This is a genomic window from Sphingopyxis indica (assembly GCF_032879645.1).
Lineage (GTDB): Bacteria > Pseudomonadota > Alphaproteobacteria > Sphingomonadales > Sphingomonadaceae > Sphingopyxis > Sphingopyxis indica.
The window spans coordinates 213,751-227,875 of record NZ_CP076394.1 but is presented as its reverse complement, the minus strand read 5'-3'; the positions used below and the strand labels follow the sequence as shown (position 1 = coordinate 227,875).

At 67.9% G+C, this 14,125-nt stretch carries 18 protein-coding genes; 10 read left to right on the top strand and 8 right to left on the bottom strand.

The genetic code is table 11. The features are described 5' to 3' along the window. Window positions 1-2: 2 nt before the first annotated feature. From KNJ79_RS01085 to KNJ79_RS01075, 3 genes are read right to left on the bottom strand one after another with little or no spacing between them, the layout of a single operon-like run. A complete protein-coding gene (locus tag KNJ79_RS01085; RefSeq protein WP_317152459.1) occupies window positions 3-320 on the bottom strand; it encodes a flagellar hook assembly protein FlgD in 318 nt (105 codons plus the stop codon). A 2-nt stretch (window positions 321-322) separates the two neighbouring features. After that, window positions 323-733 (bottom strand): flagellar basal body rod protein FlgC, encoded by a 411-nt coding sequence (flgC, locus tag KNJ79_RS01080; RefSeq protein ID WP_089216508.1) that lies wholly within the window; start codon window positions 731-733, stop codon window positions 323-325. Next, a complete protein-coding gene (locus KNJ79_RS01075) occupies window positions 730-1,068 on the bottom strand; it encodes a flagellar basal body rod protein FlgB (RefSeq protein ID WP_317152458.1) in 339 nt (112 codons plus the stop codon). The genes flgC and KNJ79_RS01075 overlap by 4 nt, the downstream gene beginning before the upstream one ends. Before the next feature lie 278 nt (window positions 1,069-1,346). Here KNJ79_RS01075 and KNJ79_RS01070 point away from each other — a divergent pair, with 278 nt between their 5' ends. The 6 genes from KNJ79_RS01070 (at window position 1,347) to KNJ79_RS01045 (ending at window position 6,541) form a co-directional block, all read left to right on the top strand. Then, entirely contained in the window at window positions 1,347-1,853 is a 507-nt protein-coding gene (locus tag KNJ79_RS01070) for a flagella basal body P-ring formation protein FlgA (protein ID WP_317152457.1), read from the top strand. Window positions 1,854-2,170: 317 nt separating this feature from the next. After that, the gene (flgM, locus tag KNJ79_RS01065; protein ID WP_317152456.1) at window positions 2,171-2,476 is read left to right on the top strand and encodes a flagellar biosynthesis anti-sigma factor FlgM; all 306 of its coding nucleotides are present in this window, start codon (window positions 2,171-2,173) and stop codon (window positions 2,474-2,476) included. Then, window positions 2,473-2,778 carry a hypothetical protein gene (locus KNJ79_RS01060; protein ID WP_317152455.1) on the top strand — a complete coding sequence of 102 codons (306 nt, stop codon included), beginning with the start codon at window positions 2,473-2,475 and terminating at the stop codon, window positions 2,776-2,778. The genes flgM and KNJ79_RS01060 overlap by 4 nt, the downstream gene beginning before the upstream one ends. Window positions 2,779-2,857: 79 nt before the next feature. Beyond that, window positions 2,858-3,676 carry a transglycosylase SLT domain-containing protein gene (locus KNJ79_RS01055; RefSeq protein ID WP_317152454.1) on the top strand — a complete coding sequence of 273 codons (819 nt, stop codon included), beginning with the start codon at window positions 2,858-2,860 and terminating at the stop codon, window positions 3,674-3,676. After that, a complete protein-coding gene (gene flhA, locus KNJ79_RS01050) occupies window positions 3,673-5,799 on the top strand; it encodes a flagellar biosynthesis protein FlhA (protein WP_394357141.1) in 2,127 nt (708 codons plus the stop codon). The genes KNJ79_RS01055 and flhA overlap by 4 nt, the downstream gene beginning before the upstream one ends. Further along, window positions 5,789-6,541 (top strand): sigma-70 family RNA polymerase sigma factor, encoded by a 753-nt coding sequence (locus tag KNJ79_RS01045; protein ID WP_089216662.1) that lies wholly within the window; start codon window positions 5,789-5,791, stop codon window positions 6,539-6,541. Before flhA ends, KNJ79_RS01045 begins: the two co-directional genes overlap by 11 nt. A gap of 54 nt (window positions 6,542-6,595) precedes the next feature. Here the strand turns inward: KNJ79_RS01045 and KNJ79_RS01040 are convergent, their stop codons facing one another. The 4 genes from KNJ79_RS01040 to KNJ79_RS01025 are packed head-to-tail and all read right to left on the bottom strand — an operon-like array spanning window position 6,596 to window position 8,453. After that, the gene (locus KNJ79_RS01040) at window positions 6,596-7,069 is read right to left on the bottom strand and encodes a MarR family winged helix-turn-helix transcriptional regulator (RefSeq protein ID WP_089216661.1); all 474 of its coding nucleotides are present in this window, start codon (window positions 7,067-7,069) and stop codon (window positions 6,596-6,598) included. Between the two features lie 26 nt (window positions 7,070-7,095). Then, a complete protein-coding gene (locus tag KNJ79_RS01035; protein WP_317153968.1) occupies window positions 7,096-7,500 on the bottom strand; it encodes a hypothetical protein in 405 nt (134 codons plus the stop codon). Window positions 7,501-7,527: 27 nt separating this feature from the next. Then, the gene (locus KNJ79_RS01030; protein WP_317152453.1) at window positions 7,528-7,896 is read right to left on the bottom strand and encodes a hypothetical protein; all 369 of its coding nucleotides are present in this window, start codon (window positions 7,894-7,896) and stop codon (window positions 7,528-7,530) included. 59 nt (window positions 7,897-7,955) lie between these two features. Next, entirely contained in the window at window positions 7,956-8,453 is a 498-nt protein-coding gene (locus tag KNJ79_RS01025; RefSeq protein ID WP_317152452.1) for a response regulator transcription factor, read from the bottom strand. 138 nt (window positions 8,454-8,591) lie between these two features. Here KNJ79_RS01025 and mobA point away from each other — a divergent pair, with 138 nt between their 5' ends. Then, window positions 8,592-9,152, top strand: a complete 561-nt coding sequence (gene mobA / locus KNJ79_RS01020) for a molybdenum cofactor guanylyltransferase (RefSeq protein WP_317152451.1) — start codon at window positions 8,592-8,594, stop codon at window positions 9,150-9,152. Here the strand turns inward: mobA and KNJ79_RS01015 are convergent, their stop codons facing one another. Then, the gene (locus KNJ79_RS01015) at window positions 9,153-9,791 is read right to left on the bottom strand and encodes a TetR/AcrR family transcriptional regulator (RefSeq protein WP_317152450.1); all 639 of its coding nucleotides are present in this window, start codon (window positions 9,789-9,791) and stop codon (window positions 9,153-9,155) included. Between the two features lie 65 nt (window positions 9,792-9,856). Between KNJ79_RS01015 and KNJ79_RS01010 the strand changes: the two genes are divergently transcribed. Genes KNJ79_RS01010 through KNJ79_RS01000 form a run of 3 tightly spaced genes read left to right on the top strand, consistent with a single transcriptional unit; the run spans window position 9,857 to window position 14,010 of the window. Beyond that, window positions 9,857-11,272 carry an efflux transporter outer membrane subunit gene (locus tag KNJ79_RS01010; RefSeq protein WP_317152449.1) on the top strand — a complete coding sequence of 472 codons (1,416 nt, stop codon included), beginning with the start codon at window positions 9,857-9,859 and terminating at the stop codon, window positions 11,270-11,272. After that, on the top strand, window positions 11,269-12,453 hold the full coding sequence (locus tag KNJ79_RS01005; protein WP_317152448.1) for an HlyD family secretion protein: 1,185 nt from the start codon (window positions 11,269-11,271) through the stop codon (window positions 12,451-12,453). The genes KNJ79_RS01010 and KNJ79_RS01005 overlap by 4 nt, the downstream gene beginning before the upstream one ends. Before the next feature lie 6 nt (window positions 12,454-12,459). Continuing rightward, a complete protein-coding gene (locus KNJ79_RS01000) occupies window positions 12,460-14,010 on the top strand; it encodes a DHA2 family efflux MFS transporter permease subunit (RefSeq protein WP_317152447.1) in 1,551 nt (516 codons plus the stop codon). Window positions 14,011-14,125: the final 115 nt, after the last annotated feature.

The following is a 14,125-nucleotide window of genomic DNA, read 5'->3' as shown; positions in this document are numbered from 1 at the left end:
ACTTATCCTTCCTGGGTGGCTTCGGTTTCCGGCGTCGCCGGCGTGTCGGTGGCGGCGCGGATCTGTTCGAGCAGCGCCGTCTGCGCGGTGAGCTGTTCGGAGATCTGCATGAGCGTCTTGTTGGTTTCGCTGACCCCGGCGAGGCTGGAGAATTGCGCCATCTGGGCGACCATCTCGCTGTTATCGACCGGGTTGAACGGGTCCTGCTGCGACAGCTGCGCCGTCATCAGCCGCAGAAAGTCGCTCTGGCCGAGCTGCGGCGTGCCGAGCGTCGTCGTCTGCGCCGAGGTGCCGGTGCCGCTTATCGAATCGATCGCCATGGCTATTGTCCCAACCGCAGGGTTTCGTTGATCAGGCCCTTTGCGGTGTCGAGGACCTGGACATTGTTCTGATACTGGCGCGCGGTTTCGACCATCTCGACCAGCTCGGCGGCGCTATCGACCGCGGCTTCCCAGACGTTCCCGTCGGCATCGGCGAGCGGATTGTCGGGGTCGTAGCGCTTCGTGGGCGCCATCTTGCTGCTCGTCACCTGGTCGACCGCGACCGTCGCGCGGCCCGCGCCGTCCATCACGGTGCGGAACACCGGCTTCATCGAGCGATAGGCTTCGCCCTCGCTGCCCGCGACGGTCCCCGCATTGGCAAGGTTCGACGCCGTGGTGTTCAGGCGGACGAGCTGCGCCGACATGGCGCGCCCGCTGATGTCGAAGATCGAAAGACCCGCGGCCATCGTCATTCTCCCTTCAGCGCGCGCGTCAGCGTGCCGATGCGGCCCTGCAGGAAGGCAAGGCTCGATCGGTAGGCGAGCGCATTCTCGGCAAAGGCGGTCTGTTCGGTCGCCATCTCGACGGTGTTGCCGTCGAGCGACGCCTGCACCGGAACGCGATATTCGATCGCGCCGTCGGTCGAGGCGCCTTCCTGCGCGAGGTCGAGCGCCTTGGCGAAGTCGAGGTCGCGGGCCTTGTAATTCGGCGTGGCGGCATTGGCGATGTTCGAGGCGAGCATCATCATGCGCTGGCTGCGCAGCTGGAGCGCCGTCGCGTGCAGGCCGAAGAGCTTTTCGGAAGCCATCTGTCCATTCCTCCTGTCGATGCGGCCCGTCCGGCGGGGGCCGGGACCGGGCGCGCGATCATCCGCAAGGATTGATGCAATGTGCGTGCCAAATGCCGATTTCCCTTGATTTGCAGCATGTTCTGCCCGGCATTCCTGCGCGGCGGATCGAGCGGCAGGGCGCGACGTCAAAAGATTGACGTGGACAGCGCGGACATTGACGAAACCGGCGCCGGACGCCGCTTGGCACGCATCCTGCACCCCTGCCCGCAACCGTTCGACCGATGAGGAGATGGGCGATGCCCCGCATATGTCTCGCCGCGCTTGCCGCCTTCGCCGTCGCCGTGCCCGGAGCACGGGCGCAGCAGGCGATTCAGGACTGGGATGCGATCGACGCGCTGACCCAGACCGTCGCGGGGGCGATGGGCCGCACTGCGGCGCCGATCGACCGGCGCATCAAGCTGCAGCGCTGCCCCGAACAGGCGGCGATCACCGCGATCGACAGCCAGACGCTCGCGGTGCGCTGCGCCTCGCTCGGCTGGCGCGTGCGCGTGCCGATGACCGGCGGCGCGGGCGCGGCCCCCGGTTTCGTCGCGGCGACCAATGCCCCGCCCGCCGCACCGGTGATCCGCCGCGGCGATGCGGTTCGCGTCTCGTTCGAAACCGCGACCTTCGCGGTCTCCTACAGCGCCGTCGCATCCGAAGACGGCCGCGTCGGCGACACGATCGCGCTGCGCGGCGAGGGCAACCGCAACACGCTGAGCGCCGTCGTCACCGGCCCCGGCCGCGCCAGCGTCGCGGAGTGAGGGTCGGGGCAGGCGGTTATCCCCGTTGCACGCGCGTTCCCGATTTCGTCATTGCGAGCGAAGCGAAGCAATGACGGAACAGCGGATACGAAAAGGGGGATAAGCGCCCGGCGGCTGACGCGACAAAGCGCGTTGTGAACCCCACTTCCGCCATTTTCGGCGAAGGATTCTCCTTCGGCTGCCATCGTCGATTTTCCGACGCCTTTTCGGCTTTTTAATTTTTTCCCAACATCGCTTAATCGACCGGCACCCGCGCCGTTAAACCTCATTCGAAGGCGCCGTCGATTTTCCGACGGCCCGCTTTTTGGAGGCGCGCGATGTCTGGAGACAGCAAGATCGGACCGCAGGTGGGGGGCGTGCTGCGCCCGGTCGCACTGCGCAAGATCGGCGCCGGATCGGCCGCCGCCACGAACGGTGCGGCACCCGTGCCGGCCGCTGCCGAGCCCGTGGCCGCCGCGCGCCTGGTCGGATTGACCCAGGCGCTCGCCGACCAGCCCGCGCCGGTCGACATGGCGCGCGTCGCCAGCCTGCGCAGCGCCATCGTCGGCGGCAGCTATAGCGTCGACGTCGGCGCGACCGCCGGCGCGATGCTGGCTTTCTATCGCGGGACCCCCGGCGCATGATCGCCGAGATGGACGCAATGCAGACGCGGCTCGACGCGCTCGTCGCCGCGCTCGACGGACAGGACCCGGGCGCGATCGTCGCGGCATCCGAAGCGCTCGCGACCGCGGTGATACTGTTCCAGAGCGCCGACATCCCGGCGGGCAGCGAAATGCGCGCGCGCCTGCTCGTCACGCAGACGCTCAAGCAGCTCGAAGCCGCCGCGATCCGGGTCAACATCCTGAAAGACTGGACACGTCAGAGGATTGACAGAAACCACGCCTTGCGCGGCACCGCACCGCGTGGTGCGGCCCTAAGCTACTGATAATTATATAGAGAATGCCATTTTTCTGAAAATGGCACGATGATTGCTGGTGGTTTCGCGAAAGGACGCGGAACCCCAGATGACACCGATCGACCCTCGACTGACCCAGGCCGGCCTCGCCGTTCCCGTAAGGGATGCGGTGCAGTCGGCGTCGGCGCGCACGGGGATTGATTTCGACTATCTGGTCGACGTCGCGCGCGTCGAGAGCCGCTTCAACCCGACCGCGCAGGCGCCGACCTCTTCGGCGCGCGGCCTCTATCAATTCACCCGGCAGACCTGGCTCGCGACACTCGACCGCCACGGCGCGAGCCACGGGCTCGGCTGGGCCGCCGACGCGATCGGCCGCGACGCCAGCGGACGGCTGTCGGTCGCCGACCCGGCGCTGCGCGAGCGCATCCTCGCGCTGCGCGACGATCCCGCCGCATCGTCGGCGATGGCCGCCGCGCTCACCGCCGACAATCGCGCCGAGCTCGAAAGCCGCTTCGGCCGGCCGATGGAATCGGTCGACCTCTATCTCGCCCATTTCCTCGGCGCCGCCGGCGCGACGCACTTTCTCTCCGGGCTCGAGGCAAATCCCGACCAGCCGGGCGCAACGATGCTGCCCGAAGCGGCGGCGGCCAATCGCCCGATCTTCTATACCGGCGACGGCAGTATGCGCAGCCTGTCGGAGATTCGCGCGCTCTTCGCCGCCAAGCTCGCGGAGGGCGGCGGTCCCCAGGATTTCACCCCGGCTCGCGCAACCCGCTGGCACGTCCAGTCGGGCAGCATCGCGAGCGCCGCCGGCGGCAGCCGCCCGCCGCTTCAGATGATGGACATTCAGCCCATGCCCAAGACGCTGTCGACGGACTTCGCCGCGAGCGCCTATCGCCGCCTCGCCGCGATGGGAGGCGGCGCATGAGCGCCGCCGCCTTCGACCCCGCAAAGGCCGGCCGCGTCGCCGCGACCGCCGCGCTCCCCGCAGGGATGCTCGTCCTCGTCGCGCTGATGGTGATCCCGGTTTCGCCGACGATCCTCGACATCAGCTTCATCGCGAACATCATGATCAGCCTCGCGATCCTGATGGTCGCGCTGTCGGCGTCGAAACCGCTCGACTTCTCGGCCTTTCCGACCGTGCTGCTGCTCGCGACCCTGCTCCGCCTCGCGCTCAACGTCGCCTCGACGCGCGTCGTTCTCGTTCATGGGCACGAAGGCACGCACGCGGCGGGCCATGTCATCGAAGCCTTTGGCCAGGTGCTGATCGGCGGCGACTATATCGTCGGCCTGTTCGTGTTCGGCGTGCTGCTGATCATCAACCTCGTCGTGATCACCAAGGGCGCGGGGCGCGTCTCCGAAGTGTCGGCGCGCTTCACCCTCGACGCGCTGCCGGGCAAGCAGATGGCGATCGACGCCGACCTCAATGCCGGGCTGCTCTCGCCCGAGGAAGCGAAGGCGCGCCGCCAGGAGGTCGCGACCGAGGCCGATTTCTACGGCTCGATGGACGGTGCTTCGAAATTCGTGAAAGGCGACGCGGTCGCGGGCCTGCTCATCCTGTTCGTCAACATCGTCGGCGGACTGATCCTCGGCATGGCGAGCCACGGGCTCAGCTTTTCCGAAGCCGGCGCCACCTATGTCACGCTGGCGATCGGCGACGCGCTCGTCGCGCAGATCCCCGCGCTGCTGCTGTCGATCGCCGCCGCGGCGATCGTCACCCGCGTCTCTTCGCCGTTCGACCTGTCGGGCCAGATCGGCAGCCAATTCTCCTCGCCGCACGTGTGGATGGCGGTGGGCGGCATATTGTTCGTGCTCGGGCTCGTCCCCGCGATGCCGCAGATGCTGATCCTGCCCGCCTCGGCGCTCGCCTTTGCGATGGGCTGGCAGATGAAGCGCGCCGCCGACAATGCCGCCGCCGCGCCCGAAGCCGCCGAGCCCGCCGCCGACCCGCACCATATCGCGTGGGCCGACGTCAGCGAGGCGAGCGCCTGCCAGCTCGAGGTCGGCTATGCGCTCGTCGCGATGGTCGACGAGCGCAAGGGCGCGCCGCTGATGGGCCGCATCACCGGCATTCGCAAGCAATTGTCGAAGGAACTGGGCTTCGTCATCCCGGCGGTGAAGGTCGCCGACGACCTCTCGCTGCCCGGCAACGCCTATCGCATCTCGGTCGCCGGCGTGATCGTCGGCGAGGACGAGGTCTATCCGAACGAGATGCTCGCGCTCGATTCGGGCGATCTGGTGACCAAGGTGACCGGCCGCCCGTGCAAGGATCCGACCTTCGGGCTCGACGCGCTGTGGATTCCGAAGGCTTCGCAGAACGATGCGATCGCGGCGGGCTATACCGTCGTCGATCCCGCCACGGTGGTTGCGACGCACCTCAACAACAGCATCATCGCCTCTGCCTCCGAGCTGTTCGGGCTCGACGACGCGCAGGCGCTGATCGACCATCTGAAGCAGCATTATCCGCAGCTTGCGGCGAACCTCAGCCCGCAGGGCTATGCGCTGCCGCGCGTCGCCGCGCTGTGCAAGGCGCTGCTCGAAGAACGCGTGCCGCTGCGCGATTTCCGCAAGATCGCCGAGGCGATGGTCGCGCTCACCGGCCAGCAGCTCGGCGACATCGAGCTCGTCGAGGCGGTGCGCCAGCGCATCGGGGCGCTGATCGTTCAGACGATCGTGCCGAGCCGGATGCCGCTGCCCGTCGTCACCTTCAGCCCCGAGATCGAGATGCTGCTCAACCAGGCGGTGCGCGCCAATCCCGGTGCCGAATGGCCGTTCGAGCATGGCATGGCGATGAAGATCGTCGAACAGATCGGCGAGGCGGTCGAGCCGCTGCTGCTCCAGACGCGCAGCTTCGCGCTCGTCGCCTCGCCGCTGTGCCGCTCGCCGCTGTCGCGGCTGGTGCGCGCGACCTTCCCCGACGTCGCGGTGATTTCCTACCTCGAGATCCCGCCGACCAAGGCGACCGAAATCGTCGCGACGATCGGCGCCGAACCCGCGCGCCTGACCGCCGCTGCCGCCGACCAGATGAAGGATGAACCGCATGAGAGCTGAGCGGGCCGAACAATTCGGCGCGGGCCTTTCCGCGCCGCACCCCGCGCCGCGCCATTTCTATGGCGAGAGCGTCGAGGCGCTGGTCGACGAATATGCGCCGCTGGTGCGCAAGATCGCGTGGCAGGTGTTTTCGCGCGTGTCGCGCACGAGCGAGCTCGACGATCTGATCCAGACCGGGCTGATCGCGCTGATCGAGGCGAGCCGCCACTATGAGGAGCGCGGCTATGCCTTCGCCACCTATGCCTCGACGCGCATCCGCGGCGCGATGATCGACCAGTTGCGGCGCGAAGCCGACGTCGGGCGCTCGGCGATGATCGCGGGCAAGCGCATCCAGTCGGTGCGCGCCGCGCTCGAACAGCATCTGATGCGCGCGCCGACGAGCGCCGAGATGGCGGCGGCGTTCGAGATGAGCGCCGAGGAATATCATGCGCTCGAAAAGAGCGCGACGCACGGCCGCTCGACCTCGCTCGACGAGATGCTCGACGCCGGCACCTTCCTCGTCGCCGACGATGCGGGCAGCGCCGACGCGGCGTGCGAGCAGGCCGACATGCTGAAAGCGCTCGAAGCCTGTGTGTCGCGGCTCCCCGAACGCGAGCAGCTCGTCCTCCAGCTCTATTTCTTCGAGGAACTCAACCTGCAGGAGATCGGGCTGACGCTCGACGTCAGCGCGGCGCGGGTGTGCCAGATCAAGCGCGATGCGATGGCGCGGATCGAGGCGATGATGCGCGGCATGACCGAATAGCAGGCGGCGGCCGGAACCGGGACACCCGCGCCCCGGGCGCCCCGGCAGCAAAGGTCACGCAGCGCGGCGGCGCCGGTCGTCCCACGCGCGACCGACCTTTTCGAAATAGCTTTCCATCTGCTCCGTCCCCGCGTCGGTCAGGTGGACGAGCGAACGCCGGCGATCCTTTTCGTCGATCATCCGCACGAGCAACCCCTGTTGCTCGAGCGCCGCGATCATGCGCAGCCCCGACGACAGCGGAACCCCGGCGCCGGTCGCAAGGTCGCTGGCGCTCAACTGGCGGCCGTGGATTCGCGCAAGCATCAGGTCGAGCATCATGTCCCAGCTCGGCCCCGACAGCTGCGCCGTGCCGAAATGGCTTCGGCGCATGCGTCGCATCTGGATGCCGAAGGTGATCTGGTCGACCAGCGTCACCGGCCGCTCGTCGGCGCCCGGCACCGCCTCTTCGCCGCGTCCGCCCAGCATATTCTGTATCTGGTCGATCCGCGACTTGATGTCGGCAATATCTTGATTCGTGAACTGCTGCATTTGGTGACCCTCGCGCGCGACCCGCATCACGCCCTGGCGTCACTCCTTCGACCGCTCGATCCCGATGCGTATAAAATGACAAACAGGATCGGATAGGAAATATACATGGAGAGCAGCGCATAGGGCCGCGCCAATATCTCGACGAACATCAACTTCTGCAGATGGCCGAAAATCGCGATCAACTGCCAGCCCGTGATCCAATAGGGCCAGAAGCGGCGCGTCTTCAGCGCGATCAGCCAGAAGCTGGCGAGCGCGATCAGGTCGATCGCGAAGATATTGACCTCAACATGCGTCCATTGCGGCGCCGGAGAGACGATGGTGGTAGAGACCGAGGCGACCAATGCCGTGAGCGCCGCCCATTTTTCGAGCGGGCCGCCGCGCGCGAGCGCGACCCCCACCGTCAGGAGCAGCACGGCATAATAGGTCGCCACGGTCCACAAAATATGTCTCGCCTTCGCTTACGACGCCCGGGCGAGCGCGATGACTTCGCCGCGATCGTTGCTGCCGTCGTCCGCGAGACCCGCCGACGGCGGCTTGACGCCGGCGCCGAACATGCGGGCACCGAGTCCGACCTGCTTCTGGGTCACGGTGAGCGCGAGATGCGCGTCGGTGAGCAGCTGGCGCACTTCGCCGGTCGCCGCGAGCGCGTTGGCGATCTTCGCCATCGCTTCCTGGCCGACGATCGCCGACATGTTGGTGTCGCGGCGCGCCATCGGCAGCGTCGCGGCAAGGTTGGCGATGCGGATCATCGCTTCGTCGATGGCATCTTCGGCCTGGTGCAAATCGCTCGCGATCTTCCTTGCCGCGGAAACTCGTTCGTTCAGCATTTTTCTGGTCCTTGAATAAGGAATGCTGACGGACCCCCCCGCAGCATTCGACTCGAACATCAGGTCAAAACACGACCCAGTCCGACAAGGATCGAATAGAGGGCGGAAAAGGCCAAAATCGTCGCGAATGCGATCAGGATCGGCCAGACAATCCTTTCCATCAACCCGTGCCGGTTCGTCGGCTGGGATGCGGTTGGAAAGGGCAGTCCAATATTGAGGATCTGCCGCAACGAACCACGCCCCGCTTCCGCTTCGTCGGCGCGCGGCGCGTCGCCTAGCTCGGCTAGTTGATATGTCAAAGATTGATAGGGAGTAACATGTTCGAAGACACCGTTACTCGCGAGGATCTTTGCGGCGTCGATTCGGTTCGAAACGTTCAGTTTTTTCAGCGCGCGCCGCACGCGCTCGTCGACGGTGTGCGGCGAGACGTTCATCAGGCGGGCGATTTCCTTGGAATTTTTGTGCTCGAAAACATGCCGCAGCGTTTCGATTTGCGCGGCCGAGAGGAGACTGAGATAATTGTCAGGGTCGCCTTGCACCGGGACGGCATAGAGCATAGCGATTCGAAATCAAGTTACGGAGGGGACCATCCGCAGGGTGACGAACACGACGGGCCGAGGCCTGTGCGCGATAAAGCGCGGGATGGCGCGCGTTGGGAGCTTGTCGAGTCGCCGCTGCGTCATCCTCGATTTATTTTGTCCATATCCGGGACGCTATTCGTGACGCGGCTCGGGGCAGTGCTGGCGGGCGGGCGCGCGGAGCGCTTTGGCAGCGACAAGGCGCTCGCCTTGTGGCGGGGGCGCCCGCTGATCGCGCACGCCGCCGACATCCTTTCGCGCCATAGCCAAGCCGTCGTCGTGTGCGGCCGCGACAGCGCACCGCTCGCTCTCCCCTGCCTGGCCGATCGGCCGCGCGCGGGACTGGGACCGCTCGGCGGGCTGTGCGCCGCGCTCGAACATGCGGCGGCAAACGGCCATCAGCAGGTGCTGACGATCGGCTGCGATATGCCGATGATCGACGAAGCGCTGATCGCGGCACTGATCGCCCCGGGCACCGGACGCTTTCTGGCCCAGGCGCCGGTGGTCGGCTGCTGGCCGGCGACGCTTGCCGAACCGCTGCTGCGCCATCTCGAAACGGACGGCGACCGCGCGGTGCGGCGCTGGGCCGCCGCAGCGGGCGTCGAAAGCCTCGACGCCGGCGCGCCGCTCGCCAACCTCAATACCCCCGACGATCTCGCGGCGCTCGGCGGCGGCTGATCAGCGCCCCGGTCCCCATGCGCGATAGAAAGTATCGAGCGCGGCGTCGATCTCTGCCTCCAGCCGCGCCCGGCTCGCCCGGCGCGCTTCGGGAAGATTGAGCACGGTGAACTGATAGAGGCCCGACTGGCAGAGGCCCGACAGATGATAGACCGCCTGCAGCGGATCGCCGCGGCGCAGCTCGCCGCGCGCCATTTTTTCGCCCATCCACACCGCGAGCCGCGCCTTGCCGCGCCGCGGCCCGCGTTCGTAAAAGGTTTCGGCGAGATGCGGAAAGCGCCGCGCCTCGCCGACGACGAGCCGATAGAGCGACAGCAGCGGGTCGGACGTCAGCGTTCCGATCAAGGTGATTGCGAAGCGGCGCAGCACCGCGAGGACATCTTCGTCGAGCGGCAGCTCGGTCTGCAGCGCGGTGCCATAATGTTCGACGATATCGTCGACCACCGCCTCGAACAGCGCTTCCTTCGATGGGAAATAGGACCAGAGCGTCGTCTTCGACCCGCCGACCTTGCTGGCGATCGACGACATCGTCGTCCCCGCATAGCCGTTGGCGAAAAAAGCCTCGCGCGCCGCATCGACGAACGCCTTGCGCCGCTTTTCGCTCGCGGCATCGATTGATTCTGTACCGGCTGGTATCATTTCGATTGACAATCCGATTCCCATCGCTATTGGGCGCATGATACCAGGTAGTATCGTTGGATGCCATGCCCCGTTTCATTTTTACGACAACCGCCCTTCTGGGCCTGCTCGCGGGCTGCGCCGCGCCCGACCTCGGACCGAAACCGGCACCGGCCGCACCGCAGAGCCTTGCGTCGAGCGCGAGCCTCGCCGGCGACCCCGGCGCCTGGCCCGTCGAGGGCTGGTGGCGGGCGTGGGGCGACCCGCAGCTCGATGCACTGATCGCCGAAGGCCTCGCCGGGTCGCCCGACCTCGCCGCCGCCGCCGCGCGCGTCCGCGCCGCCGATGCGCTCGCGCAGCAGGCGGGCGCCGCGCTGCTGCCGCGCGTCGGCGCCGAAGCGAGCGCGGGCGGCGTCCAGCAGAGCAAGACTATGGGTATCCCGCCCGACTTCGTTCCCGACGGCATTCAGGACACCGGCCATGTCGCCGGAACCTTCGCCTTCGACCTCGACCTGTGGGGCAAGAACCGCGCCGCGCTCGCCGCGGCGACGTCGGAGGCCGAGGCGGCGCGCGTCGACGAAGCGCAGGCGCGGCTGATGCTGACGACCGGCATCGCCGCCGCCTATGCCGACCTCGCCGGCCAATATGAAGCGCTCGACGTCGCCAACGAAGCACTGCGCGTGCGCGGCGCGAGCGCGAAACTGTCCGCCGACCGCGCGAGCGCCGGCCTCGACAATCAGGTGAGCGCAAAGGGCAACGAAAGCCGCGCCGAGGGCGCACGCGCCGACATCACCGCGGCCGAGGAAGCGATCGCGCTGACCCGCCACCGGCTCGCCGCGCTGATCGGCGCCGGCCCCGACCGCGGCGACGCGATCGCGCGCCCGGCGCTCGGTGCGCCGCCGCTCGGCCTCCCCGCCGACGCCGGCATCGCGCTGATCGGCCGCCGCCCCGATATCGTCGCGGCGCGGCTGCGCGCCGAGGCCGCGGCGAAGCGGATCGACGTCGCGCGCGCCGACTATTATCCGAACATCAGCCTGTCGGCGCTCGTCGGCTTCCAGTCGCTCGGCCTGTCGAACCTGTTCGAGGGCGACTCGCTCTATGGCAATGGCGGCGCCGCGATCAGCCTGCCGATCTTCGAAGGCGGGCGCATCGAGGGCCGCTATCGCGGCGCGCGCGCCGACTATGACGCGGCGGTCGCCCAGTACGACCGTACGCTGATCGACGCGCTGCGCGATGTCGCCGACATCGCGCGCAGCCGCACCGCGACGGCACGCCAGCTCGAACAGCGCCGCGCCGCGCTCGCGGCGGCGACCGAAGCCGCGCACCTCGCCGGGCTGCGCTATCGCGCCGGCCTTTCGAACCAGCTCGTGCAGCTGACCGCCGAGGACACGATGGTCGTGCTGAGCCGCGCCGTCGCCGACCTCGAGGCGCGCGAGCGATCGCTCGACATTGCCCTGATCCGCGCGCTTGGCGGCGGTTATCGGGCGGAAGGAGAAGAATGATGGCCGACGCAGGCACGGTCAAATCCGAAACCGCAACGCCCGCCGCACCCGAAGCCGACAGCGCCGAGAGCACGGCGGCAAAGGCCGGGCGCCTCGCGAAGCGCAGGCGGCTGCTGCGCATCCTCGCGCTTGTCGTGGTGACGATCGCGGTGCTGTGGGGGCTCTGGTATTTCATCACCCAGGCGGGGCGCGTGTCGACCGACAACGCCTATGTCGGCGCCGACAGCGCGACCGTCACCGCGCTCGTGTCGGGACCGGTCGAGGAAGTGCGCGTAAGCGGCACGCAGGCGGTGAAGAAGGGCGACATCCTCGTCGTCCTCGACGACGCCGACCAGCGCATCGCGGTTGCCGACGCCGAAGCGGCGCTCCGTCAGGCGCGCCAGCGCTATGGCCAGGCCGACGCCACCGCCGATGCAGCAAGAGCACGCGTCCAGGCGCGCGCCGCCGAGATCGCGCAGGCGCGGGCGCGGCTGCGCGACGCCGAGGCTACCGTCGAGCGTGCGCGCGCCGAGCTTCAGCGGCGCGAAAGCATCGCGGGCACCGGCGCGGTGTCGGGCGAAGAGCTGACCGCAGCGCGCGCCGCGCTCAAGCAGGCGCAGGCGGCGCGCGATCTCGCCGCGGCGGGCGTGACCTCGGCCCAGGCGACGCGCGGTTCGGCGAGCGGCGACCTCGGCGCCGCCGAGGCGGTGGTGCGCGGCACAACGATCGACACCGCCCCCGACGTCGCGGCGGCGCAGGCGCGGCTCGACAAGGCGAAGCTCGACCTTGCGCGCACCGTGATCCGCGCGCCGGTCGACGGCATCGTCACCAACCGGCAGGTGCAGGTCGGCCAGCGCATCGCCGCGGGGGCGCCGATCATGATCATCGTCCCGATCGAAAGCGCCTATGTCGACGCCAATTACAAGGAAAGCCAGTTCGGCAAGATCCGCACCGGCCAGCCGGTCGAACTCACGTCGGATTATTATGGCGGCGACGTCGTTTATCACGGCAAGGTCGTCGGCATCGCCGGCGGCACCGGCGCTGCCTTCTCGCTGATCCCGGCGCAGAATGCGACGGGCAATTGGGTGAAGGTCGTCCAGCGCCTGCCCGTGCGCATCGCGCTCGACCCCAAGGAGCTCAAGGAGCATCCGCTGCGCGTCGGGCTGTCGATGGAAGCGACGATCGACACGCGCGGGAAGTAGGCAGCGATGGCCTCCGCCGCCCCCGCCGCGAACGGCACAAGATCCGAGCCGCAGCCGCTGAGCGGGATGCGGCTGATCGTCGCCGCCTTCGCGCTCGCGCTCGCCAATTTCGTCGTCGTGCTCGACATGACGATCGCCAATGTGTCGGTGCCGCATATTGCGGGCGGGCTCGCGGTGTCGCCGACGCAGGGAACATGGGTGATCACCAGCTATGCGGTCGCCGACGCGATCAGCGTGCCGCTCACCGGCTGGCTCGCCTCGCGCTTCGGCACGGTGCGCTGGTTTCTGATCTCGATCACCGGCTTCGGCATCTTCTCCTTCCTCTGCGGCATTTCGCGCACGCTCGACGCGCTGATCCTGTTCCGCGTGCTGCAGGGGCTGTCGGGCGGACCGCTGATGCCGCTGACGCAGATTCTGCTCCTGCGCATCTTTCCCAGGGAAAAGGCGGGGATGGGACTCGCGATCTGGGCGATGACGACGACGACGGCGCCGATCCTCGGGCCGATCCTCGGCGGCACGATCAGCGACAATTGGAGCTGGCCGTGGATCTTCTTCATCAACCTGCCCGTCGTTGCGATCTGCGCCTTCGGCGTCGGCAGCCTGCTCGGCGGCTTCGAAACGCCGCGCCGGAAAGCGGGAATCGACGTCGTCGGGCTCGTCCTGCTCGTCGTCTCGGTCGGCGCTTTCCAGATCATGCTCGACACCGGGCGCGAGCACGACTGGTTCGGTTCGGCGTGGATCGTGGCGCTCGCAATCATCGCCGCGATCGGCTTCGTCGCCTTCCTGATCTGGGAACTCACCGACGCCAATCCGGTCGTTGACCTGCGCGTATTCCGTTTCCGCGGCTTCAGCTTCGGCACCGCGGCGCTATCGCTCGGCTTCGGCGCATTTTTTGCGCAGGTCGTGCTCACGCCGCTGTGGCTGCAACAGGTCGCAGGCTATACCGCGACCGAGACGGGCTTCGTCGTCGCGTGGCTCGGCTGCTTCGCGGTGATCCTCTCCCCCGTCGCCGCGGCGCTCGTCGGCAAGATCGACATCCGCATCTCGATCAGCGCCGGGATCATCTGGATGGCGGTCATGGCGGTGGTGCGCGCGAGCTGGAACGCCGACGTCGATTATTGGACGCTCGCGATCCCGCACATCCTGCAAGGCATGGGGATGCCCTTCTTCTTCGTCGGGCTGACCGCGCTCGCGATCTCGAGCGTTCCCGAGGACAAGCAGACATCGGCCGCGGGGCTGATGAACTTCCTGCGCACCCTGAGCGGCGCGATCGGTACGGCAATCGCGACGACCGCGTGGGACGATGCCGGGCGCACCTCGCGCTCCGAACTCGTCTCGACGCTCAACGATCCCGGCCGCGCGGTCGACCGGCTGCAGGGCGCGGGATTGTCGATGGAACAGGCGCGCGCTGCGCTCGACCGCATGGTCGAGGTGCAGGCGATGACGCTCGGCGTGCTGCACATCTATATCGCGACGGGGATCATCTTCGTCATCGCCGCGGCCGCCGTCTGGTTCGCGCCGCGCCCGGCGCGCGTGTCGATGGGGGCGGCACATTAGAGCCTGATGACATGAGATGTCATCAGGCTCTAGCGAATAGTTCGAGGGTTTCTCCGCCGAAGCGGAGGCGGCACCGGCCCGCTCCCCCCTCCATCCCACGGGCCGGTGCCGCAGT